Annotated in this window: 21 protein-coding genes; 13 read left to right on the forward strand and 8 right to left on the reverse strand. The window is 67.6% G+C overall.

Annotated elements, in window-relative coordinates; genetic code table 11:
* The first annotated feature begins 126 nt into the window (after positions 1-126).
* Positions 127-813 (forward strand): FadR/GntR family transcriptional regulator, encoded by a 687-nt coding sequence (locus tag DEI99_RS14220; protein ID WP_111041431.1) that lies wholly within the window; start codon positions 127-129, stop codon positions 811-813.
* A gap of 264 nt (positions 814-1,077) precedes the next feature.
* Here DEI99_RS14220 and DEI99_RS14225 read toward each other — a convergent pair whose 3' ends face one another.
* A complete protein-coding gene (locus tag DEI99_RS14225; protein ID WP_111041430.1) occupies positions 1,078-1,683 on the reverse strand; it encodes a TetR/AcrR family transcriptional regulator in 606 nt (201 codons plus the stop codon).
* A gap of 663 nt (positions 1,684-2,346) precedes the next feature.
* Between DEI99_RS14225 and DEI99_RS14230 the strand changes: the two genes are divergently transcribed.
* Together DEI99_RS14230 and DEI99_RS14235 are read left to right on the forward strand one after the other, a co-directional pair.
* Entirely contained in the window at positions 2,347-3,282 is a 936-nt protein-coding gene (locus DEI99_RS14230) for a hypothetical protein (protein WP_146247093.1), read from the forward strand.
* Positions 3,279-5,378: an NACHT domain-containing protein gene (locus tag DEI99_RS14235; protein WP_146247092.1), complete on the forward strand. Its 2,100-nt coding sequence runs from the start codon at positions 3,279-3,281 to the stop codon at positions 5,376-5,378. The genes DEI99_RS14230 and DEI99_RS14235 overlap by 4 nt, the downstream gene beginning before the upstream one ends.
* Before the next feature lie 92 nt (positions 5,379-5,470).
* Here DEI99_RS14235 and nrdF read toward each other — a convergent pair whose 3' ends face one another.
* The 4 genes from nrdF to nrdH form a co-directional block, all read right to left on the reverse strand.
* Positions 5,471-6,472, reverse strand: a complete 1,002-nt coding sequence (gene nrdF / locus DEI99_RS14240) for a class 1b ribonucleoside-diphosphate reductase subunit beta (protein ID WP_071295675.1) — start codon at positions 6,470-6,472, stop codon at positions 5,471-5,473.
* A 94-nt stretch (positions 6,473-6,566) separates the two neighbouring features.
* On the reverse strand, positions 6,567-8,672 hold the full coding sequence (gene nrdE / locus DEI99_RS14245; protein ID WP_111041428.1) for a class 1b ribonucleoside-diphosphate reductase subunit alpha: 2,106 nt from the start codon (positions 8,670-8,672) through the stop codon (positions 6,567-6,569).
* 17 nt (positions 8,673-8,689) lie between these two features.
* Entirely contained in the window at positions 8,690-9,106 is a 417-nt protein-coding gene (nrdI, locus tag DEI99_RS14250) for a class Ib ribonucleoside-diphosphate reductase assembly flavoprotein NrdI (protein WP_071263051.1), read from the reverse strand.
* Between the two features lie 83 nt (positions 9,107-9,189).
* A complete protein-coding gene (gene nrdH, locus DEI99_RS14255) occupies positions 9,190-9,423 on the reverse strand; it encodes a glutaredoxin-like protein NrdH (RefSeq protein ID WP_071262886.1) in 234 nt (77 codons plus the stop codon).
* A gap of 380 nt (positions 9,424-9,803) precedes the next feature.
* On the opposite strand from nrdH, the gene DEI99_RS14260 reads away from it, so the two are divergent.
* The 3 genes from DEI99_RS14260 to DEI99_RS14270 all read left to right on the forward strand — a co-directional run bounded on the left by DEI99_RS14260 (position 9,804) and on the right by DEI99_RS14270 (position 12,666).
* Positions 9,804-11,009, forward strand: a complete 1,206-nt coding sequence (locus DEI99_RS14260) for an MFS transporter (RefSeq protein ID WP_111041427.1) — start codon at positions 9,804-9,806, stop codon at positions 11,007-11,009.
* A gap of 254 nt (positions 11,010-11,263) precedes the next feature.
* Positions 11,264-12,082, forward strand: coding sequence for an aldo/keto reductase (locus DEI99_RS14265; RefSeq protein ID WP_111041426.1), 819 nt, complete (start codon positions 11,264-11,266; stop codon positions 12,080-12,082).
* Entirely contained in the window at positions 12,079-12,666 is a 588-nt protein-coding gene (locus DEI99_RS14270) for a hypothetical protein (RefSeq protein WP_111041425.1), read from the forward strand. Before DEI99_RS14265 ends, DEI99_RS14270 begins: the two co-directional genes overlap by 4 nt.
* On the opposite strand, the gene DEI99_RS14275 is transcribed toward DEI99_RS14270, so the two are convergent.
* On the reverse strand, positions 12,663-13,001 hold the full coding sequence (locus DEI99_RS14275) for a hypothetical protein (RefSeq protein ID WP_111041424.1): 339 nt from the start codon (positions 12,999-13,001) through the stop codon (positions 12,663-12,665). The genes DEI99_RS14270 and DEI99_RS14275 overlap by 4 nt on opposite strands.
* A 253-nt stretch (positions 13,002-13,254) precedes the next feature.
* Here DEI99_RS14275 and DEI99_RS14280 point away from each other — a divergent pair, with 253 nt between their 5' ends.
* From DEI99_RS14280 to DEI99_RS14305, 6 genes are all read left to right on the forward strand, one after another.
* Positions 13,255-13,692 carry a MarR family winged helix-turn-helix transcriptional regulator gene (locus DEI99_RS14280; protein ID WP_071262898.1) on the forward strand — a complete coding sequence of 146 codons (438 nt, stop codon included), beginning with the start codon at positions 13,255-13,257 and terminating at the stop codon, positions 13,690-13,692.
* A gap of 101 nt (positions 13,693-13,793) precedes the next feature.
* A complete protein-coding gene (locus DEI99_RS14285) occupies positions 13,794-15,218 on the forward strand; it encodes an MATE family efflux transporter (RefSeq protein WP_111041423.1) in 1,425 nt (474 codons plus the stop codon).
* 74 nt (positions 15,219-15,292) lie between these two features.
* Positions 15,293-15,910 carry a hypothetical protein gene (locus DEI99_RS14290; RefSeq protein ID WP_111041422.1) on the forward strand — a complete coding sequence of 206 codons (618 nt, stop codon included), beginning with the start codon at positions 15,293-15,295 and terminating at the stop codon, positions 15,908-15,910.
* A gap of 101 nt (positions 15,911-16,011) precedes the next feature.
* Positions 16,012-16,533: a ribonuclease H family protein gene (locus tag DEI99_RS14295; RefSeq protein WP_111041421.1), complete on the forward strand. Its 522-nt coding sequence runs from the start codon at positions 16,012-16,014 to the stop codon at positions 16,531-16,533.
* 86 nt (positions 16,534-16,619) lie between these two features.
* Complete coding sequence (locus DEI99_RS14300; RefSeq protein WP_111041420.1) at positions 16,620-16,823, forward strand: type II toxin-antitoxin system VapB family antitoxin; 204 nt, start codon at positions 16,620-16,622, stop codon at positions 16,821-16,823.
* Positions 16,820-17,224 carry a PIN domain-containing protein gene (locus tag DEI99_RS14305; RefSeq protein WP_111041419.1) on the forward strand — a complete coding sequence of 135 codons (405 nt, stop codon included), beginning with the start codon at positions 16,820-16,822 and terminating at the stop codon, positions 17,222-17,224. The genes DEI99_RS14300 and DEI99_RS14305 overlap by 4 nt, the downstream gene beginning before the upstream one ends.
* Before the next feature lie 33 nt (positions 17,225-17,257).
* Here DEI99_RS14305 and DEI99_RS14310 read toward each other — a convergent pair whose 3' ends face one another.
* Together DEI99_RS14310 and DEI99_RS14315 are read right to left on the reverse strand one after the other, a co-directional pair.
* Positions 17,258-17,509, reverse strand: a complete 252-nt coding sequence (locus tag DEI99_RS14310) for a DUF6458 family protein (protein WP_071262905.1) — start codon at positions 17,507-17,509, stop codon at positions 17,258-17,260.
* A gap of 123 nt (positions 17,510-17,632) precedes the next feature.
* Positions 17,633-20,209 carry a DEAD/DEAH box helicase gene (locus DEI99_RS14315; RefSeq protein ID WP_111041418.1) on the reverse strand — a complete coding sequence of 859 codons (2,577 nt, stop codon included), beginning with the start codon at positions 20,207-20,209 and terminating at the stop codon, positions 17,633-17,635.
* Between the two features lie 206 nt (positions 20,210-20,415).
* Here DEI99_RS14315 and DEI99_RS14320 point away from each other — a divergent pair, with 206 nt between their 5' ends.
* Complete coding sequence (locus DEI99_RS14320) at positions 20,416-21,426, forward strand: LLM class flavin-dependent oxidoreductase (RefSeq protein WP_111041417.1); 1,011 nt, start codon at positions 20,416-20,418, stop codon at positions 21,424-21,426.
* The last annotated feature ends 391 nt before the right edge of the window (positions 21,427-21,817 follow it).

Consider the following 21,817-nt stretch of genomic DNA (forward strand, 5'->3'; position numbering starts at 1 on the left):
GTTTCGACTGCGTTACGAACGTGTCAAAAGCCCGATCACCTGCAAGGACATCAGATGAGTCGCCTGCCGAAGCGCGTTGATGGCCCGTCTTCGTGCCGGTAGGCTCGCCCCGACGAGAGGGGCACGATGTCCGCGGTCGACGATGCCTTCCACGGCCTGCGTCACATGATCAGCTCGGGGCGCCTCGGCGCCGGGCAGCGGTTCCCGCCCGAGGCGGACCTCTGTCAGGAGCTCGGGGTCTCGCGTGGGTCGTTGCGCGAGGCTGTCCGCATGCTCTCCGCCCTCGGTGCCGTCGAGTCCCGCCACGGATCCGGCGTCTACGTGTCGGCGCTCCGCCCCGAGGACATCATCGGCAGCCTCGCCCTCACCGTCGGCCTGCTGCCACTGTCCGGCCTCCTCGACGTGTACGAGTTGCGCCGGGTGCTCGAGAGCCACGCCGCGGCGCAGGCCGCCGCACGCGCCAGCGCAGACCTGCTCGACGAGCTCGACGGCGTGCTCGACGCGCTCGAGGCCACCACGGACGTCGAGGAGTCCGCGCAGCTCGACTCCGACTTCCACGAGGCGATCGCCCGGGCCGGAGGCAACCCGACCATGGTCGCGCTGCTCGGCGTGTTCCGGAGCCGCAGTCGCGCGTACCAGATGTTCGACATGCCGGACGGGCAGACCATCAAGCACACCAGCGACCAGGCGCACCGGGCCATCGCGCGGGCCATCCGGCAGCGCGATCCGGTCGCGGCAGCCACGGCGGCGGCGAGCCACGTCGCGCAGACGGAGCAGTGGCTGCGGCACTACCGTCCCGACCCGACGCGCTGACACGCACGGCGGAACGGGTTGGCTGCAACCGGCGGAGCGGCCGGGAGGTGGGCGACACGAACGAGGACCCCGACCAGGTCGGCACCGGCCCGGCGGGCGCAGACCACACCGAGGGTGCGGGGACGACGCCACCTGGGTGAGCGCTTCTGGAACCCGCGCCCTCGCGCCCGCTGGATGCGCGCCTCCAGACCCGGACAGGAGGCGCGGCGGCACCCCGCCCCGCCGGTCACGTCGCCGCGGCGTCACCCTGACGTGCGCCGACGTTCAGTCCCAGGGACCATCCACGGTCCCGAGGTGCTCCCTGCCGAGTGGCGTGATCGGCAGGGCCGCGAGGCTCGCGATCCCCACTTGCAGGAGCGCCGCTCGCGAGGTCCCGACGCGCCCGATCGCCCCCATCCCCTCGATCACCGCGCAGAAGTAGGTGCCGAGCGCCTCCCCGTCGGCATCGGCCTCGACCTCGCCGGCCGCCTGCGCGTCGGCGATGCAGGCCGTGTAGCCCGCGCGGATGGTGTCGAAAGTCTCCGTGACGGTCGCCGCGACCTCTGGGTCACGGGCCGACAGCTCCAGCGCTGCGCGGAGCAGCAACGAGGGTGCCCCCTGCGCTGCACCGTGCTCCACGGCCACGGACGCCAACCGCGTCCGGATCCGTGCGATCGGGGACTCCGCACTCCGCAGGACCGCCTGCACGACCTCGACGGCCTCGGCGGTGTCACTGAGGAACGCGCGCATGAAGAGTTCCTTCTTGCCGCCGAACGTGTCGTAGAGGCTCTGCCGACCGAGTCCCGTCGCCGCGAGCAGGTCGTCGAGGGACGTGCCGTCGAACCCGGACTCCACCAACCCGGCGATCTTTGCCACGAACCAGCTCATCATGCCCGTGCTCGTCTCACACGACAGCGCCGCACCCGGAATAGCTCCAGACCGATCGTCAGCCACTTCGTAACTTCTGGAGGCGCGCCGGCCGGTGCTTCGCCGACGGTGGTCAGCTCCGGACAATCGATCACGTTCATCGAGGTCAGAACCTTGGTCCCAATCAGTGCACTGACGAACGCGCAGGGCTAAATCACTTCCCTGAGGCACCTACGGCACCGTGCAGGGTCATCCCGGCGTTGAACCGGAAACTTTGACCTCCCGTTGATGAAGACGCTGACCGTCAGCCGACGCCGGAACGGGAGCCAGCGACCGAGGTGCAGGGGAAGTCAAGATGAATGGGAAATCGGATCTCTAGGGCCGCGTTGAGCAGCCGACGAAGCCGCGCACGCACATATGGTCCGCCGGTCTCCCACCGCACCCAGAGCATAGCGAAGGATGAGCAACACGCTTGCCAACTTGGCACTTTGGAGTGGTAGTGGTGCCGCCCTTCCGAGCCGAGCCGGCGCAAGCGACGCCTGCGCGCCACAGTTCAGCCACCATCCGTGTAGCGAAGACCCGACGACCCAATCCAAGGCCGACCTCCGGATGGTTCCGCGGATCCCTCTCGCGGCGAGCATCCTCCTGCCGTAGCGCTCAGCCACCACTCCCGCTAAAGTCGCGGACGTGACGGACGCGATTTACTGGTGGACAGAGACCGCAGAGCTCCACGGGCCCTTCGACGCGGAAACTGCCATCGCATTGAGCGACCGCATGAGCGTGAAGTGGCGTCTGATCATCACCGAAGGCCCGGCGCGAAACGCTTCGCCAACTGCTGACAAAGAGCCCCCGTTGACGGAGCACCGGTCCGCGCTTGTGCCTGCGTTGCGGTCCGCGGACCCGAGCGCACTACTTACTATCCGCGAGTGGCGCAGCGACAATTTGCGTGTTCTCGAGGTTTCTCCCGCAGGAACTCAGGACAGCCCTGCCGGGTCCATACGCGGAATCAGCATGGAAGATCTCAAGGGATTGGTATTGCAAGCAGGGCCCGATGCTCCGGGGATTGTCGATGCGTTGTGGAACGAGGTCGAGCGTCAGAATGCCCTATTGTTTGCGGCTGAGGTTTCGCATATAAGCGAAGCTATCTTGAAGGACCCCGGCGCGGTCGATCAAATTGAGCGGACGCGCCACGTCAACGAACTGCAACGGTTGAGGGCGAGGTACGGACAACTGTTCCTCCACGCGACCCGCGTGGAGGTTGGTGATCGCAGAAGCACGTCCACCCTGGCGGAATGGATACACATCCTCGACGGACTAGCCTCAACTGTCCTTATGCATCAAATTTCGATACTGAACGCGACTGAAGCAGAAACACGTAAGCGAGAAGCCGCGGCCGCGGGAAGGTCAGCTTCGCGAGACAGATTCCTAGCACTCTGGGCCACCTTACTTCTTTTGCCAGGATTATGGTTCGGGTTTCTCGGAACCAATGTCCTCCCTCCTACGATATTCGGCATCTCCGTGCCAGGCAATAATGCGCTATTGATCACCCTTATCGGCGGATTGGCCCTAGCTGCCATCGGAGGCGGGATCATTCTTACATATTTCCATAGGAGGAAATTTTGACTGAGCTGACGTATTCCGAGTTCCGAACCCGCTTGCCTCGCTCAGAGGCGCGACCGGCCTACTTAGGCGAACTCCTAGGCCCACGCCCAAGTCAGAGTCAATTTGTAGAACCTAATATTGAGATTGTTCGCGAGTATGAAGATGCTCGAATCGCACTCATTTCTGCCCCCGCGGCAGTAGGTAAGAGCTTTCTTGCACGCCAATTAAGCTCAGACAACAATGCTCTATATTGGGATCTGGCGTCCTTCAGCCTCGGATCAAACTTTTTTGTTGGAACCGCTGTAGCGGCTTATCAGCCCGAGGGTTACCCAGCGTTCCTCCAGGAACTTCGCTCGGGCGAGCGCCTATTAGTCCTTGACGCCGCTGATGAAGCGTTAGTTCGTGCCGGGCGCGAGAATTATGTCGCTGCCATAACCAACCTGGCTGATATCACCTCGGAGTCCTCATCTCTGAGCGTGATAATCCTCGGTCGCAGTGACACGATTGACGACACCGCGGCCGTCCTTTCCGCTCATGGCGTCGCCACGAACATGTATTCGGTCTCCTACTTCACGGAAGAACAATCGTACGCGTTCGTCAAATATAAAGCGGAGCAGCTCGGGAACCCAGCCATCAAGGAATTCACGCCGTTCATGAGGGGTTTCTTCCACGCGGTCGGCGAAGCGCTTGGCGCAACCTCCTTCGAGGGCGCCCGTGCCTTCCTCGGCTATGCGCCAGTACTAGACGCGCTTGCCGCCTACTATGCTGACGAGATAAACCCAATTAAGTTCCTTGAGGCCGTGAAACGAGCGGGGGACCGACAGCACGTTTGGGAGCTCCTCCATCGAATCGTGCAGGAGGTGCTGACGCGAGAGCAGGGTAAGTTTGCTCGAAATTTCAGCGGAGAAACGAGCGGGCGCAAATGGCAGTTTGGGTTCGATGCCTTCACTCCGGAGGCTCAGCTGACGTATCTCCTCGACACGAACCCGGTTCGGCAAGCAGTCGCTTTCTCCGAGGACGGAGAAAGCGACTGGTACGCGGAGCTAGAGGATCAGCTCGAACTACAGCTCAAGGAACACCCTTTCCTCAAGAGCGAGGTCGGCACAAGGGGGCCAAACCCGTTCAACAACTTTGCGAACGCTGCCTTCCGTGACTACGCGTTAGCACGCGTACTCGAGAACGAGGCTCTTCTGCCGCATGCTTTGCTTGAGGGTTACTGGCGGAGTCCGGAGCTCAACCCGACTCCCATCCTTGCAGGTCTCCTGTTTGCGGGGCTATTTGACTACAGCCGCGGCCTCCCTCCCGCCGCCTTCGGAATCATCCACGACTCGCACGCCGCTGAGAACGAAGATGGCGGTTCCCCGTTCTTGATCTCGTCTGCTGACTTGGATGACGAAGGACGCTCATTGGGGATATCGATTTATCGGATTGAAGGACGCGCGAAGGACAGCAAGGCACTATGGGTGCGGTCGGACGAAAGGAGTCCGTCTCTGTATCGGCGCACGGCGCGCGCGATCATCGATCTTCAGGGGTCTCACCTCCGGGCTGGGGACGGCTTCGCTGATTTCCTGATTGGTCCCACAGTTTTTATTGCTTGCGACTCTTTCGATTCCTTAGTGTCCGACATCCGGGTGCGCGCAAACGGAACGGCGGGTGGCGTGACCCTTTTGGTCAATAACATCGGCGGCTCAACTAAGCGTCTGGACTGTATCCCCTCGGATTCTTTGCAGGTCAAGGGTAACCGCAATTCCATCCCGCACCCATGGTTCCGGTTTGCATCGAGCACCCCGGGAGCTGCCAGTTCGCAATCGGTGGAGAACGACCTGGCGATGGAAGTGCGCCGAGCAGTCATGTGGTTCACCAAACCGAGCATGTTCGGCGGGGGTTTGCGTTATCCCGTGGGCGCCGTCGACGCGCTCGTCGGGAAGCGGCGCGTCTCCCCTGAATTCATCGCTTACTTGAACGATCGACAGTTGCTCGAGCGGTCAGGAGATGAGTACGTCATGAGTCTTCCCGTGCAGACTGGGTCCATCGTTCGGAATGACTTGGCGGATCCCGAGCTTCGCGCTTTCCTGCTCGATTACGGAAAATGGAAGTCCGGATTGACCACCAGTTGAATTTTTAGGTTCTCGGGCTCGATGATTCGTCAACGATAAAGGAGTGCCCCGCTGGCGAAACCAGTGGGGCACTCTTTCCTTATCAAGCAGACTCAGAAGTCCCAGTCCTCGTCCTCGGTCTTCTCCGCCTTGCCGATGACGTACGACGAGCCTGACCCCGAGAAGAAGTCGTGGTTCTCGTCCGCGTTCGGTGACAGCGCCGACAGGATCGCCGGGTTCACGTCCGTCGTCTCCTTGGGGAACATCGGCTCGTAGCCCAGGTTCATCAGCGCCTTGTTGGCGTTGTAGTGCAGGAACTTCTTGACGTCCTCGGTCAGCCCGACGCCGTCGTAGAGGTCCTGCGTGTACTGCACCTCGTTCTCGTAGAGCTCGAACAGCAGGTTGAACGTGTAGTCCTTGATCTCCTGCTTGCGCTCTTCCGAGGCGCCCTCCAGGCCCTTCTGGAACTTGTACCCGATGTAGTACCCGTGGACGGCTTCGTCGCGGATGATCAGACGGATCAGGTCGGCGGTGTTGGTGAGCTTCGCGCGCGAGGACCAATACATCGGCAGGTAGAAGCCGGAGTAGAACAGGAACGACTCGAGCAGCGTCGAGGCGACCTTGCGCTTCAGGGGGTCGTCACCGGTGTAGTAGTCGAGGACGATCTGGGCCTTCTTCTGCAGGTTCACGTTCTCGGTGGACCAGCGGAAGGCGTCGTCGATCTCGGGCGTCGAGGCCAGCGTCGAGAAGATCGACGAGTAGCTCTTCGCGTGCACCGACTCCATGAACGCGATGTTCGTGTAGACGGCCTCTTCGTGCGGGGTGATCGCGTCGGGGATCAGGCTGATCGCGCCGACGGTGCCCTGGATGGTGTCGAGCAGCGTCAGGCCGGTGAAGACCCGCATGGTCAGCTGCTGCTCCGCCGGCGTCAGCGTGTTCCACGACTGCACGTCGTTCGACAGCGGCACCTTCTCGGGCAGCCAGAAGTTGTTGACCAGCCGGTTCCAGACCTCGACGTCCTTGTCGTCCTGGATGCGGTTCCAGTTGATGGCACTGACCGCACTGATCAGCGGGATGGACTTGCCCGTGGCGTGGACCGGGTCGGTGAGGGTCATGGGATTGTCTTCCGGATTCGGGATGGTGATCTGATGACGGACTGGAGGCGCGGGGCGGGGCCCGCCCCGCGCCTCCAGGAAGAGAGCAGCAGCTCTACAGCATGCAGCTGACGCAGCCCTCGACCTCGGTGCCCTCGAGGGCGAGCTGGCGCAGACGGATGTAGTAGATCGTCTTGATGCCCTTGCGCCATGCGTAGATCTGCGCCTTGTTGATGTCGCGCGTGGTGGCGGTGTCCTTGAAGAACAGCGTCAGGGACAGGCCCTGGTCCACGTGCTGCGTCGCCGCGGCGTACGTGTCGATGATCTTCTCCGGGCCGATCTCGTACGCGTCCTGGTAGTAGTCCAGGTTGTCGTTCGTCATGAACGGCGCCGGGTAGTAGACGCGGCCGAGCTTGCCTTCCTTGCGAATCTCTATCTTCGACGCGATCGGGTGGATCGACGACGTCGAGTGGTTGATGTACGAGATCGAACCGGTCGGCGGGACGGCCTGCAGGTTCTGGTTGTAGATGCCGTGCTCCTGGATGGACGCCTTCAGCGCCTTCCAGTCGTCCTGCGTCGGGATCGTGATGTTCGCGTTGTCGAACAGCGATGCCACGCGGGGGGTCGCCGGCGTCCAGGCCTGGTCGGTGTACTTGTCGAAGAACTCACCCGACGCGTACTTCGAGTCGCGGAAGCCGTCGAAGGTCTCGCCGGTCTCGATCGCGATCTTGTTCGACGCGCGCAGGGCGTGGAACAGCACCGTGTAGAAGTAGATGTTCGTGAAGTCGATGCCCTCTTCGGAGCCGTAGTACACGCGCTCACGAGCCAGGTAGCCGTGCAGGTTCATCTGGCCGAGGCCGATGGCGTGCGACTTGTCGTTGCCGTCCTCGACGGAACGCACCGAGGTGATGTGCGACATCTGCGAGACCGAGGTCAGGCCGCGGATGGCCGTCTCGATGGTCTTGCCGAAGTCCGGCGAGTCCATCGTCAGCGCGATGTTCAGCGAGCCGAGGTTGCAGGAGATGTCCTTGCCGATCTCCTTGTAGGACAGGTCCTCGTTGAAGGTCGTCGGGGTGTTGACCTGCAGGATCTCCGAGCACAGGTTGGACATGTTGATCCGACCCTTGATCGGGTTGGCCTTGTTCACCGTGTCCTCGAACACGATGTACGGGTAGCCCGACTCGAACTGGATCTCGGCGATGGTCGTGAAGAAGTCACGCGCCTTGATCTTCGTCTTCTTGATGCGCGAGTCGTCGACCATCGCGCGGTAGTTCTCGGAGATCGGGACGTCGCCGAAGGGGACGCCGTAGACCTTCTCGACGTCGTACGGCGAGAACAGGTACATGTCCTCGTTGTTCTTCGCGAGCTCGAACGTGATGTCCGGCACGACGACGCCGAGCGACAGCGTCTTGATGCGGATCTTCTCGTCGGCGTTCTCGCGCTTGGTGTCGAGGAACTTCATGATGTCCGGGTGGTGGGCGCTGAGGTACACCGCGCCGGCACCCTGACGCGCACCGAGCTGGTTCGCGTACGAGAAGGAGTCTTCCAGCAGCTTCATCACGGGGATGATGCCCGACGACTGGTTCTCGATCTGCTTGATCGGGGCGCCGGCCTCGCGGATGTTGGAGAGCAGCAGGGCCACGCCGCCGCCGCGCTTCGAGAGCTGCAGCGACGAGTTGATCCCGCGCGAGATCGACTCCATGTTGTCCTCGATGCGGAGGAGGAAGCAGGAGACGAGCTCGCCGCGCTGGGCCTTCGCCGTGTTGAGGAACGTGGGGGTCGCGGGCTGGAAGCGGCCGGCGACGATCTCTTCGACCAGGTCAATGGCGAGCTGCTCGTTGCCCTGGGCCAGGCCGAGGGCGGTCATGACGACGCGGTCCTCGAAGCGCTCCAGGTACCGCTTGCCGTCGAACGTCTTGAGCGTGTAGCTCGTGTAGTACTTGAACGCGCCGAGGAACGTCTGGAACCGGAACTTCTTCGAGTACGCCAGGTCGTTGAGCTGCTGGATGAAGTCCAGCGAGTACATGTCAATCGTGGCTTTTTCGTAGTACTCGTTCTCGACCAGGTAGTCGAGCCGCTCCTTCAGGTTGTGGAAGAAGACGGTGTTCTGGTTGACGTGCTGCAGGAAGAACTGCTTGGCGGCCTCACGATCCTTGTCGAACTGGATGTTCCCGTCCGCGTCGTAGAGGTTGAGCATCGCGTTGAGGGAGTGGTAGTCCATCCCCGTCTGCGGCGACGTCAGATCGACGTCTGCAACTGCTGCGTCCAAAATGCATCCAATCCTGAGTTGACCGCCGACACGTCGTCAGGGGTCCCGAAGAGTTCGAATCGATAGAGAAGAGGGACGTTGCACTTCCGTGCGACGACGTCCCCTGCCAGGCCGTACGCCTCGCCGAAGTTCGTGTTGCCGCCGACGACCACGCCGCGGATGAGCGAGCGGTTGTGGGCGTCGTTGAGGAACTTGATGACCTGCTTCGGGACCGCGCCCTCGCCGTTGCCGCCACCGTAGGTGGGCAGGACCAGGACGTAGGGCTCGTCGACGTGCAGGAACGGTTCGCTCGGGTAGAGAGGGATCCGGTCCGCATCACGGCCGAGCTTCTCGACGAAGCGCGCGGTGTAGCCGGACACGCTCGAGAAGTAGACGAGGCGACTCATGTGCACTCCCAGGTGGGGGATGCGGACAGCAGATCAGGGGGTCGGTGCTCCCGGCCGCGGACGGGCCGGGAGCACCGGGGCGATCAGCCCAGTTCGGCGCTGAGCGTCGCGATCTTGTCGGGGCGGAAGCCCGACCAGTGGTCGTCGTCCGTGACGACGACGGGGGCCTGCATGTAGCCGAGGCTCTTGACGTGCTCGAGGGCGGCCTCGTCGGTGGAGACGTCGTGCACCTCGTACTGGATGCCCTTGTTGTCGAGCGCGCGGTACGTCGCGGTGCACTGGACGCAGGACGGCTTGGTGTACACGGTGACTGCCATGGTCTCCCCTGGTTTCTACTGGTCTTCGAAGGCGCTTCGCGCCGGTGGGCGCTGCGTGCTGTGAGGTGGTGCTGATGCCTGTTCGCAGACGTGTCCGGGAAGGGGCCGCTGCGATGGCTCCACACTACATCTAGTGGCTGGCCGGGTGAACGACCACAAGAGGAAGTGTTACAGCCGTGTAGTTCTCCACAACGCTCTCCACACGCTGTGGATTCCTGCGAGGCCCGTCGTTCCGCCAGTCTCCGCCCGACCACCGACACTTCCCCACACCCGTGGACAGCCTCGATCCACATGTGTGGAATCAGCGTGTCGGCGTGTCGCGGTGGCCCCCTCCCCAGGACGGGGGACAGCCCGTTCCGTCCGGTCCGTACACTCGTGTCGTGAGTACGTACGGCCCCCTCCTCAAGACCCCCGGCGTGGGTCGTGTCATCGCTGCACAGCTCACCGCGCGCTTCCCCTTCGGGATGCTGTCGCTGGCCTACCTGCTGCACGTCGAGCACGTCTTCGGCTCCTACGGCGCCGCCGGCCTCGTGCTCGCCACGACGAGCATCGGGCAGGCGATCGCGGGTCCACTGACGAGCCGATGGATGGGCAGCTGGGGCATGCGCCCCGTCCTCGTCCTGACGAGCATCGTCGCGCTCGCGAGCATGGCCGTGATCGCCTTCTCCACCATGCCGCTCTGGGCCTACGTCGTGGTCGGGTTCCTCGGCGGCCTCGCCGTCCCGCCCGTGCAGCCCGCGGTGCGCACCATCTACCCGAAGATGGTGACCTCGTCGCAGCTCACCCCGCTGTTCTCGCTCGACGCCAGCGCCCAGGAGCTCATCTGGGTCGCCGGCCCGGTCATCACCACCTTCGTCGCGACACAGGTCGGCACCGTGCAGGCGATCGTCGTCGCCATGGTCTTCCTGGTGATCGGCGGCGTGTGGTTCATCGCCTCCCCCGAGCTCGGCCGCGTGCGCATCCCCCGCTCGAAGCGCGCGTTCGGCGTCGTGCTCCGCCGCCCCTCGGTCGTGGTGGCGACCCTGACCGGTCTGCTGCTCATCGGCGCGTGCTCCGCGGTCGAGGCCAGCGTCACCAGCGTCTTCGGCGAGGGCAGCCCGAACGCGGGCATCGTCCTCGCCGTCTTCGCGGTCGGCTCCCTGCTCGGCGGCCTGGCGTTCGGCCACCGCCCGATCTCGCGCAACACCCTGTGGACGCGCATGGCCGTCGTCTTCGTCGGCCTCACCCTGGCCCTGGGCGGCACGGGCTTCTGGTGGCTCTGCCTCGCACTGGTCATCGCCGGCGTGGGCATCGCCCCGGCCCTCGCGGTCATGTTCGGGTCGGTCTCGGCGACCGTCAAGTTCTCCGACACCGCCGAGGCCTACGGCTGGATGGGCACCGGCCAGCTCATCGGCGCCGCCGGCGGATCGGCCGTCGCCGGCTTCCTCATCGACAGCAACGGCCCGATCGGCGGCTTCACCGTGGGCGCCGTGATGGCCGGGGTCGGCGTGCTGCTCCCCCTGGCGATGCGCAGCTGGCTGCCCGACCTGCGCGGCCGCGACGCGAGCCCCCTGCCCGACACCGAACCGGTCGTCCTGCCGACCTGAGTCGCCCGCCGGCCCGTCCGCGGCGCCGCGCTGCCGCGTCGACGTCGCACGACAGCGACCTCGTCGCCCCGTCGCGGACCGACGTCCCTCCCCCGGTCCGGCAGGCGGCTCGCGACACCATCGTCGTCGTGCGACAGCGATCATGTCGCGCCGGCCGCCCGACCTCCCCTCCACAGCCCGCCGGTCGGCCCGCGTCCTCCACGGACGGCCGGGAGGCCCGGCGCACCCCCGGCGCGCACCGGCAGGATGGGTGCATGGTCACCTCCATCCCCCTCCGCGACGGGGCATCGATCCCCGCGATCGGCTTCGGCGTCTACAAGGTCGACGACACCGAGGCCGAGTCGGCCGTCGGCACCGCCCTCGACGCCGGCTACCGGCACGTCGACACGGCCGAGATGTACGGCAACGAGACCGGCGTCGGCAAGGCGATCCGGGCCTCCTCGCTGGACCGCGACGACGTCTTCGTGACGACCAAGGTGTGGAACGACCACCAGGGTCGCGACGCGACCCTGCGGGCATTCGACGACAGCCTCGCGCGGCTCGGCCTGGACACGGTCGACCTCTACCTGATCCACTGGCCGGCCGCGGCGAAGGACCGCTACGTCGAGACCTGGCGCACCCTGGTCGAGCTGCGCGAATCCGGCCGCGCGCGGAGCGTCGGGGTGTCGAACTTCCAGGTGGAGCACCTGCAGCGACTCGTCGACGAGACCGGTGAGGTCCCGGCGCTCAACCAGGTGGAGCGGCACCCGTGGCTGCCGCAGCGGGAGCTCATCGCCTTCCACCAGCAGCACGGCATCGCCACCGGCGCCTGGTCGCCGCTCGGGCGCGGGCGCCTCATCGACGAGCCGGTGCTCACCGGCATCGCGGACGCGCACGGGGTCAGCGTGGCGCAGGTGCTCGTGCGGTGGAACGTGCAGCAGGGCGTCGTGGTGCTGCCGAAGTCGGTGACGCCGTCGCGCATCCGGTCGAACCTGGACGTCGACGGCTTCGTACTGACCGACGAGGAGCTCGCAGCCATCGCCACGCTGGAGTCCGGGCAGCGCACCGGCTCCCACCCGGACGCCGTCTCGTGACGAAGGCGTCCGGCGGAGCAGGCGACCCGCAGTCCACGGCTCGTGCCCACCTCGGTCCGGACGAGCAGCTGTACTGGGCCGGCACGAGCGACCCCGCGAAGCGCTTCTCGGGGCGGGACGGCTTCCTCGTCCCGTTCAGCCTGCTCTGGCTCGGGTTCGTGGTGTTCTGGATGGTCTCGGCCATCACCGGCGGAGCGCCACCGTTCTTCCTGCTCTTCGGGACCGTGTTCGTGCTGATCGGCCTCCACATCACGGTCGGCCGGTTCATCGTCAAGCAGCACCGCAAGCGCACGACGGTCTACGCCGTCACCGACCGCCGGGCGCTCGTGATCACCCCGGGCGGCACCCGTGACGTGCCGATCGGCCGGACCGACCGCACCGTCAGCTGGACCCGCGACCGGAGCCACTGCACCGTGGAGTGGGGGTCGGACGGCGGCGGCTCGATCTTCGCCGCGAACGGCATGAACGCCAGGATCTACGGCAACACCGGCCTCGACGGCCTCTTCGGCCCCCAGCCGATGGCGTTCTGGGACGTCAGCGACGGCGAGGGGCTCGTGCGCGCGCTCGACCGGACGTCGCGCTAGCCGCGGCGGTCCTCCTCCGACTGCCACGGCAGGTGCAGGTCGCCCGGTGCGGGCTCGACGTCGCCGGCATCGTCCGCGCCGCCCGTCCCCGGTGCTGCGATGACCTTGGACGTGTCGATGCCGTCGGCCTCGAGCTCGGCGTCCGAGCGCTGGTCGTCCTGCGAGGCGACGGTCTCCCGCTCGCTCGAGGGGCTGTACGCCGTGTCGGCGGCGCGCTGTTCGCTCGCGTCGACACCGCCCTCGCCCTCGTGTTGCGCGGCGTCGCGGAGGGCGTCGCTGCGTGCGCGGTCGTCGGAGGAGTCGGGGCCGGGGGCCTGCGGGATGCTGTCGCTCATGGCCCGCACGGTAGTCCGCGCCTCCCGAGTGCCGGTCCGACGATGCCCTCCAGGACCGCGGTGCTCGCGCAGGGACCGACACGATCACGCCCGTCTCCTGCGTCGTCATCGGCGTCGCGATCGTCGTGCTCCCCAGCGCCCGCGCCGACACCCTTCCTCTCGGCGAGCCGGATCTCCGCCCACGGCCAGTCGACGATCGCCCCACCATGGCCGCGCATTGACTGTTTGATATCGAACGGTTAGAGTTCTGATCATGCAGGCACCCCACTTCGACACCCCGCTCCAGCTCATGCGGTGGATCGGCTGGGCGCAACGCAAGGCCGCGGACGACTGGGTCCGTGAACGCGACCTCACGCACGAGCAGAGCTTCGTGCTGGGGTACCTGCAGCAGAACCCCGGTGCCATCCAACGGGACATCGCCACGATGACCCGCACCACACCGGCCAGCGTCTCGAGCCTGCTGCAGGGACTCGAGAAGCGTGGTCTGGTCGAACGACGGCCCGACGCCGCGAACGGCCGCACGAAGCTCGTCCACGCCACACCCGCCGGTGTCGAGCTCATCGCCGGCTTCGAGGACGCGATGCTCGCCCTCGACGACACCCTGCTCGCGCCGCTCAGCCCAGCTGAGCGCGCCACGCTCCGCGAACTCCTGCTCAAGGTGACCGCAGAGCTGCCGGAACCGACCCGGTAACCGCACCCGTGCCTCCCGGCCGTCCGCCGGAGGCACCACCCACACGCACGCGACGGCCACCGCCGGACGCGCGATCCGTCCTGCCCGGAAGGGGCCGACACATGAGCACCGACACCACGACCGCAGCGGCCACCAACCGCTGGTACCTCTCCACTGCCCCGATCGCCAGGGCACTCGTCCACCTCTGCGTCCCGATGGCCGCGGCGATGGTCGTCAGCGCCCTGTACAACGTCATCAACGCAGGCTTCATCGGCGCGCAGCACGACACGTCGCTCCTCGCCGCGATCACGTTCGGCACCCCGCTGCTCGGCCTCATCATGGCGATCGGCGGTGTCTTCGGCGTCGGCGGCAGCTCGCTGATGTCCCGGTTGCTCGGCGCGTCCGAGAACGACCCGGAGAAGGCGGGTGAGATCAAGCACGTCGCGTCCTTCGCGGTGTGGGGTTCCGTCATCACCGGCGTCGTCCTCGGCGGCGCGGGGCTGCTCCTGCTCCGGCCGCTCGTCGGCGTGCTCGGGGCGGACGCCGCCGCGGTACCCGCGACCAGTGCCTACGTCGCCGTGATGCTGGCCTTCGTGCCGGTGCTCGCTGCCGCCTTCTGCCTCGAGCAGATGGTCCGCGCCGAGGGCGCCGCCCGGCAGGCCATGGTCGGCCTGGTCCTGTCGACGATCGGGAACCTGGTCTTCGACGTGCTCTTCATCCTGGTGCTGCACTGGGGCGTCGCCGGAGCAGCCCTCGCCGTCGGCCTCGCCAACGTCGTGAGCATCGTCTACTGGGTGCGCTGGCTCGGGCGGCACAGCGAGAACGTGTCGCTGTCGCTCCGGTGGTTCACGCTCCGGCGGTCGGTGCTCGGACCCGTGTTCGGCATCGGGGCGAGCGAATTGCTGCAGGCCGGGTTCCTCATCGTCACGACGCTCGTCCTCAACAACCTCGCGGCCCGGTACGGCGACGACCCCCTCGCCGCCATGGGCGTGGCCGTGCGCATCGCACAGGTGCCCGAGTTCCTCGTGATGGGCGTCACCATCGGGGTGCTGCCGTTGCTGGCCTACGCCTACGGCAAGGGCGACCGTGCCCGGCTGCACGCCGCGCTGCGAGCGTCGGCACTGACCGTCGGCGCCATCGTGCTGGTCTTCTCGGGGACGGTGTTCGTGTTCCGCGAGCAGGTCTTCACGATCTTCTCGTCCGACCACTCCGTGCTCGCGATCGGTCTGACGATCCTGGTCGCCCAGCTCGTCGCGACCGTGGTGAACGGCTTCACCGGCCTGTTCACGTCCCTGTTCCAGGCCGCCGGACTGGTCACGCCGGCGATCGCGATGTCCCTCGCGCAGGGCGTGCTGTTCATCCCGATCGTGCTGCTCGGCAACCTGTGGTTCGGCCTCGCGGGCATCATCTGGGCGCTGACCGTCACCGAGGTGCTGGTGTTCCTCGCCGGACTCGTCATCTGGACGGCGTCGCGCCGCCGGATCGACGCGGGGCTCGCCGCGGGCAGCCCGGAGCGGGCTGAGGCCGCGCTCGAGGCCGCCGGCTGACGACCAGGTCGCCCCGGCCGGCCGCCCGGCCGGCCGGCCGGCCGCCCGGCCGGCCGGCCGCTACGCTCGCCGTCGTGGGTGAACCGACCGCCGAGCGGACACGACGGGCACGACCGCGGTCCGACGACGACCGACGTGCTCTCGTCGAGCCGCTGCTGGCACCCGACGAGCAGCTGCTCTGGGTCGGGTACAGCGATCCCCGGAAGATGTTCGGCTCCCACGACCGCTGGCTCATCCCGTTGAGCATCCTGTTCACCGGCTTCGTGGTCGCCGTGCTCGTCCGTGGGGCCGTCGAGGGGATCCCTCTGCTCGCGGCGGTCGTGCTGCTCGTGTTCCTGCTCATCGGAGCGCACGGCATGGTCGGACGCTTCCTGGTGAAGCGGCACCGCAAGCGCACCGAGGTGTACGCCGTGACGGACCGCCGCGCCCTCGTCACCGACGGGCGACACACCCGCGACGTCGACGTCCGACGCACGGACCGCATGGTCGACGACTCCGGCGACCACCTGTCGATCGAGTGGAACGAGACCGGCGACCTCGACACGCTCTTCCTCGGTGGCAGCAGCGCAGTCCGCCAGTACGCGAACACGGGACTCGACGGGATCCTCGGGATGCGGCGTGACTTCGCCTTCTACGACGTCACCGACGGCGACGGACTCGCCTTCGCCCTGGAACAGGCCGTCGACCGCTGAGGCAGCGGTCAGGCGCCGTGGCGGGGCACCTCGGACGGGCAGGGGGCAGCCGGGCGTCCGTTACGCTCGACGGGCACCAGCACCGACCAGGAGGTCCCCTCGTGACGATCGTCGCCGCAGCAGACGGCTCAGCCCTCGGCAACCCCGGCCCTGCCGGCTGGGCCTGGTACGTCGACGACGACCGGTGGGCTGCGGGCGGGTGGCCGCGCGCGACGAACAACATCGGCGAGCTCACCGCCGTCCTGCAGCTGCTCCGGGCGACGAAGGACGCCGGCGAGCCGCTGCACATCCTGTGCGACAGCCAGTACGCCATCAAGGCGTGCACGGAGTGGCTCGCCGGGTGGAAGCGCAAGGGCTGGCGCAAGGCCGACGGCAAGCCGGTGCTCAACGTCGAGATCATCAAGGAGCTCGACGCCGAGCTGCAGGGCCGCAAGGTCACGTTCGAGTGGGTCCGCGGCCACGTCGGGCACGAGATGAACGAGGCGGCGGACGTCCGCGCCCGTGGTGCGGCCACCGCCTACCAGAACGGCACCGAAGTGCCCGAGGGTCCGGGCTGGCCGGGTGCCGAGGTCAGCAAGCCGTCGCCGCTGCCCGAGGCGACCCCGCCTGCGACGCTGTTCTGAGTCCTCGTCATCCACAGGAGCCGGGAACCCGCCCCGGGGTCGAACCGGTCACTTGTACAGTGCCTCGTACGACCAAGGAGGCGGCCATGCCAGTGATGACGATCGATCTCGACCAGCGGATCCTCGACGACGCCAAGCGGCTCACCGGTGCCCGCTCCGACCGCGAGGTCGTCCAGCGCGCTCTCGAGACGCTCGTCGCGGTCCGACGTCAGCCTGCGGCCGTGGAGCGGATCATCGCGCGGGATCACGGGTTCCACTCGTCGACGTCCGAGGAACCGCACTCCCGATGACGGCGTACATCGTGGACAACTCGGTGTGGTGGAAGGCCCACCGGTCGCCGGAGATCGCCCGTCGCCTCCGCGAGGTCGCCACGCGTGACGTCATCCTGACGTGCCCGCCGCAGGTGCTCGAGTACTGCCACTCGGCACGCTCCGGGCCGGACCACGACGACCACCGCGACGACATGGCGGTGTACCTCGAAGCGCCCGCTCACCCCGATGTCGCAGCGGTCGCCCGAGTCCAGAACGCCCTGTGGCACAGCGGCCGCGTCCGCGGTGCGGGCCCGGTCGATGTGCACATCGCTGCGTACGCACTGCAGAACAGCGCGACGGTGCTCAGTTCAGACCGTGACTACGAGCACATCGCCGACGCCGTCGCGCAGTTCCGGCACGAGTACCTGCCGGAATCCTGACCGCCGACGGCACCCAGCCGGACGCGAACAGCCTCAGTACGTCCCGTCGCGCCGTTCCTGCTGGGTGATCTGCTCCCCAGACGCCGGGTCGACGCCGGAGCGCGTGGTGGTCGTGGTCCGGCGGCCACCGAAGGCGACGGCCAGGCTGATGATGAGCAGGACGACGCCGGCCGCCATGAGGATGTAGCCGATGAGCCGGAGGTCGATCCCGGCGAGCTGCACGTCCACGGCGAACGCCACGATGGCGCCGATGACGATCAGGGCGATGCTCGATCCGATGCGCACGATGGGGTCCTCTCGTTCGTGACCCCGAGCCGATCGGCGCAGGGCTGGCGCCGAACGTACCCGCTCGTCAGAGTCGCCGTTCCCACAGCGCGATCGAGCAGCCGCCGCAGCACGGCCCGGGCATCAGTCGACGTCCACCTCGGCCCAGCCGTCGAAACGGCCGATCTCGGTGACCCGCACGACCGCCTCGCCGGTCTCGTCGGACGCGTCGAGGTCGATCGTCGCCGAGAACCCGAAGTCCTTGTCGCCGGACGGGTCGGCGAAGATCTGGCGAGCCCGCCAGACACGGGCGCCACCCGACCCGGCCGCCGCGTTCTCGTCGAGCACCAGGTACTGCATCGAGCGGGCGTCGGCATCGGTCCGGACCTCGTCGTGCGACTCGTAGTACTCCTCGAGCACCGCGTCCCAGGCGTCGGCGTCGAACCCGGCGGCCGCGTCGAGCGCGCCGAGCCCGTCGACGTCGTCGGCGGCGGCGAGCAGCACCCGCTGGAACAGGGCGTTGCGCACGAGCACGCGGAACGCCCGCGGGTTGCCGGTGAGGCGGGCGGGTTGCGGCGGCGTGATCTCATCGTGCTCCTCGGCCGCGAGCAGGACGTCGCCGTTGACGAGCGCCTCCCACTCGTCGACGAGCGAGGAGTCGGTCTGCTTGACGACCTCGCCGAGCCACTCGATCAGGTCGTCGAGTTCCTGGGTCCGTTGCTCGTCGGCGATGGTCTGCCGCATGGTGCGGTAGGCGTCGGACAGGTAGCGGAGCACGAGCCCCTCGGACCGGGTGAGCTGGTAGAAGCGCACGAAGTCACCGAAGGTCATCGCGCGTTCGTACATGTCGCGGACGACGGCCTTGGGCGAGAGCGCGAAGTCGAGCACCCACGGCTGCTCGGCCGCGTACGCCTCGTACGCCGCCTCCAACAGCTCGGCCAGCGGGCGAGGCCAGGTGACCTCCTCGAGCAGCTCCATCCGCTCGTCGTACTCGATGCCCTCCTGCTTCATGCGGGCGACGGCTTCGCCGCGCTCCTTGAACTGCTGCTGGGACAGGATCGCGCGCGGGTCGTCGAGGGTGGCCTCGACGACGGAGACCATGTCGAGCGCGTAGGTGGGCGACTCGGGGTCGAGCAGTTCGAAGGCGGCGAGCGCGAACGGCGAGAGCGGCTGGTTGAGCGCGAAGTTCGGCGCGATGTCGACGGTGAGGCGGTAGGCGCCGTCGACCTTCTCGATCACCCGTGCGTTGACGAGCGTCCGCGCGATGACGAGCGCCCGCCGGGCCATCGCGAGCTGGCGCGCACGCGGTTCGTGGTTGTCGAACACGAGTGACCGGACGTCCTCGAAGGCGTCGCCGCCGCGCGCGACGACGGACAGCACCATCGCGTGGGTGATCCGCATCCGCGACACCATCGGCTCGGGTTCGGCGCCGATGAGCCGCTCGAACGACGGCTGCCCCCACGAGACGAAGCCCTCCGGGGCCTTCTTCCGCTTGATCTTGTTCTTCTTCTTGGGGTCGTCGCCGGCCTTCGCGACCGCGCGGGCGTTCTCGATGTCGTGCTCGGGCGCCTCGGCGACGACGTCGCCCTCGGTGTCGTACCCGGCGCGTCCGGCACGACCGGCGATCTGGTGGAACTCGCGGGCGGACAGCTGGCGCATCTTCGTGCCGTCGAACTTCGTCAGGCCGGTGAACAGCACGGCGCGGATCGGCACGTTGATGCCGACGCCCAGGGTGTCGGTGCCGCAGATGACGGGCAGCAGGCCGCGCTGCGCGAGCTGCTCGACCAGGCGCCGGTACTTCGGCAGCATGCCGGCGTGGTGCACGCCGATGCCGGCACGGATGAGCTTGGACAGCGTCTGGCCGAAGCCGGCGCTGAACCGGAAGCCCGCGACGGCGGCCGCGATCTCGTCCCGTCGCTCACGCGAGGCGACCCGGGCGGACAGCAGCGACTGCGCGCGTTCCAGGGCCGCCGCCTGGGCGAAGTGCACGATGTAGATCGGGGCTTTGCCCTCCTCCAGCAGCCGTTCCACCGTCTCCTGCACGGGCGTCATCACGTACTCGTACTCGAGCGGCACGGGCCGCGAGACGCCGGTCACCCGGGCGGTGGGTCGACCGGTCCGGCGGGACAGGTCGTCGGCGATGGTGGTGACGTCGCCGAGGGTCGCCGACATGAGCAGGAACTGCGCGCGCTCGAGCACGAGGAGCGGCACCTGCCACGCCCACCCGCGGTCGGCGTCGCCGTAGAAGTGGAACTCGTCCATCACGACGACGTCGACGTCGGCCTCCGGACCCTGGCGCAGCGCCAGGTTCGCCAGGATCTCGGCGGTGCAGCACACGATGGGAGCGTCGGCGTTGACGCTCGAGTCCCCGGTCACCATGCCGACGTTCTGCGCGCCGAACAGCTCGACGAGCTGGAAGAACTTCTCGGACACGAGCGCCTTGATCGGGGCCGTGTAGTAGCTGCGCTTCCCCTCGGCGAGCGCGGCGAAGTGCGCGCCGGCGGCGACGAGGGACTTCCCGGTGCCGGTCGGGGTGCTGAGGACGACGTTGGCACCGGACACGAGCTCGATCACCGCTTCGTCCTGCGCCGGGTACAGGGGCCGGCCGCCCTCGGCGGCCCAGGCCGCGAAGGCCTCGTAGACCTCGTCGGGGTCGACGACGCCGTCCACCGCCGCCGGGATCGCGGCGACGAGCGGGGGCACGGTGGTGACGTCGGTCATGCACCCATCCTCCCAGGTACGGCCGTCGCGGCCAGCGGGAACGGGCAGCGGGGTGCGGACGGCACAGCGCAGACACCAGACAGCAGGCTGCAGGCTGCAGAGAGCGCAGACGGCGGACGGGAGGCGCGGCACCGGGCCGCCGCGCGCCTCCCGTCCGACAGGTGCGGACCAGGGCCGCGCTCCATACGTGCGCATAGACTCACGACATGCGCGAACTCGGCTTCCTCTCCTTCGTCCCGAACCACGGCGGTACCGACGGTGCCGCGGCCGCCCTGGAGGACGGCCTGCGCCTGTTCGAGACCGCCGAGCGGTTCGGGTACGGCACCGGCTGGGTGCGCGGCCGGCACTTCGAGCCGTTCCTCACCAGCCCGATGACGTTCTTCGCGGCCGCCGCGCAGCGCACGAGCACGATCGGGTTCGGCACCGCGGTGCTCGGCATGCGCTACGAGGACCCGGTCCGGCTCGCCGAGGACGCCAGCACCGTCGACCTGTTGAGCGGCGGTCGCGTGCAGCTCGGCATCAGCACGGGCATCGCCGGGTACGGCCCGATCCTCGACCCGGTGTTCGGCAGCGTCGACCGGTCCTTCCGCGACGAGGCCGAGGCCCGCGCCGGCCGCCTGCTCGAGGTCCTGCAGGGCGAGCCGCTCGGCAGCGCCGGCAAGGGCTACGAGAGCATCCCGGCCGGAGCGGACCTGACGCTGCAGCCGCTGAGCGCCGGCCTGCGCGAGCGCGTCTGGAGGGGCGGCGGCAGCATGGCCACGGCGGTCCGCACGGCGGAGAAGGGCCTGCTGCTGCACTGCTCGACGCTGAACACCGAGGACACCGGCGCTCCCTTCGCCGAGGCGCAGGCCGACCAGGTCGCCGCGTACCGGGAGCGCTTCGCCGAGCTGCACCCGGAGCGCACCCCCAAGGTCGCCGTCGGGCGCATCGTCGTCCCGCTGCTCGACGAGCACGACCGTGCCGTGCACGAGGAGTTCCTGACCGGGTACGCCGCCGGGATGGACGACGAGGGCCGTCCGCTGTCCGGCCCGCCCTTCCGCTTCAGCTCGGTGCTGTCCGGCGAACCGGCCGCCATCGTCGACGCCCTGCTCGCCGACCCGGCCGTGACCGCTGCCGACGAACTCGTGGTCACCCTGCCGGCGAACGGGGACGCGGCGTCGCACGAGCGCATCCTGCGCATCGTGGCCGAGGAGATCGCGCCGGCGCTGCGGGCCTGACACCTCCGGAGCACCCGGCGGGGCTCAGATCGGGGTGGTGAGTCCCGAGAGCCCTGCCGGGTGACCATCCCGTCCCTGATCCGCACGGGATGATGTGGCCATCGTTCCACCCAGCAAGTGCTTTGTCACATCCGTTTGCGCCCTGCGGACGGAAATACTTGACCGATCGTCATGGGATTTGTCGGGATCGCACGAAGCCGTGTCGACGGGCACGGCGCCGATCGCCGCCCGGACGAGGAATGCGCCCCCGCGCGGACGCGGGGACGCATTCGGGACGCACCGGGGTGCCAGGGCTCCCTCGGCCGGATCAGGAGACCGAGTCGCTCGTCCGGCGACCCCGTGAACGGTGCGTGCGCCGCCGGTAACCAGCCGACTGACGCATGACGATGGT

The organism is Curtobacterium sp. MCLR17_036 (genome assembly GCF_003234445.2).
Lineage (GTDB): Bacteria > Actinomycetota > Actinomycetes > Actinomycetales > Microbacteriaceae > Curtobacterium.

What these genes read in the sequence shown, in the direction of transcription:
- DEI99_RS14220 (WP_111041431.1), top strand. Translation starts at nt 127, where the DNA reads ATGTCCGCGGTCGACGATGCCTTCCACGGCCTGCGTCACATGATCAGC.
- DEI99_RS14225 (WP_111041430.1), bottom strand. Translation starts at nt 1,683, where the DNA reads ATGATGAGCTGGTTCGTGGCAAAGATCGCCGGGTTGGTGGAGTCCGGG.
- nrdF (WP_071295675.1), bottom strand. Translation starts at nt 6,472, where the DNA reads ATGACCCTCACCGACCCGGTCCACGCCACGGGCAAGTCCATCCCGCTG.
- nrdE (WP_111041428.1), bottom strand. Translation starts at nt 8,672, where the DNA reads ATGGACTACCACTCCCTCAACGCGATGCTCAACCTCTACGACGCGGAC.
- nrdI (WP_071263051.1), bottom strand. Translation starts at nt 9,106, where the DNA reads ATGAGTCGCCTCGTCTACTTCTCGAGCGTGTCCGGCTACACCGCGCGC.
- nrdH (WP_071262886.1), bottom strand. Translation starts at nt 9,423, where the DNA reads ATGGCAGTCACCGTGTACACCAAGCCGTCCTGCGTCCAGTGCACCGCG.
- DEI99_RS14265 (WP_111041426.1), top strand. Translation starts at nt 11,264, where the DNA reads ATGGTCACCTCCATCCCCCTCCGCGACGGGGCATCGATCCCCGCGATC.
- DEI99_RS14275 (WP_111041424.1), bottom strand. Translation starts at nt 13,001, where the DNA reads ATGAGCGACAGCATCCCGCAGGCCCCCGGCCCCGACTCCTCCGACGAC.
- DEI99_RS14280 (WP_071262898.1), top strand. Translation starts at nt 13,255, where the DNA reads ATGCAGGCACCCCACTTCGACACCCCGCTCCAGCTCATGCGGTGGATC.
- DEI99_RS14285 (WP_111041423.1), top strand. Translation starts at nt 13,794, where the DNA reads ATGAGCACCGACACCACGACCGCAGCGGCCACCAACCGCTGGTACCTC.
- DEI99_RS14300 (WP_111041420.1), top strand. Translation starts at nt 16,620, where the DNA reads ATGCCAGTGATGACGATCGATCTCGACCAGCGGATCCTCGACGACGCC.
- DEI99_RS14305 (WP_111041419.1), top strand. Translation starts at nt 16,820, where the DNA reads ATGACGGCGTACATCGTGGACAACTCGGTGTGGTGGAAGGCCCACCGG.
- DEI99_RS14315 (WP_111041418.1), bottom strand. Translation starts at nt 20,209, where the DNA reads ATGACCGACGTCACCACCGTGCCCCCGCTCGTCGCCGCGATCCCGGCG.
- DEI99_RS14320 (WP_111041417.1), top strand. Translation starts at nt 20,416, where the DNA reads ATGCGCGAACTCGGCTTCCTCTCCTTCGTCCCGAACCACGGCGGTACC.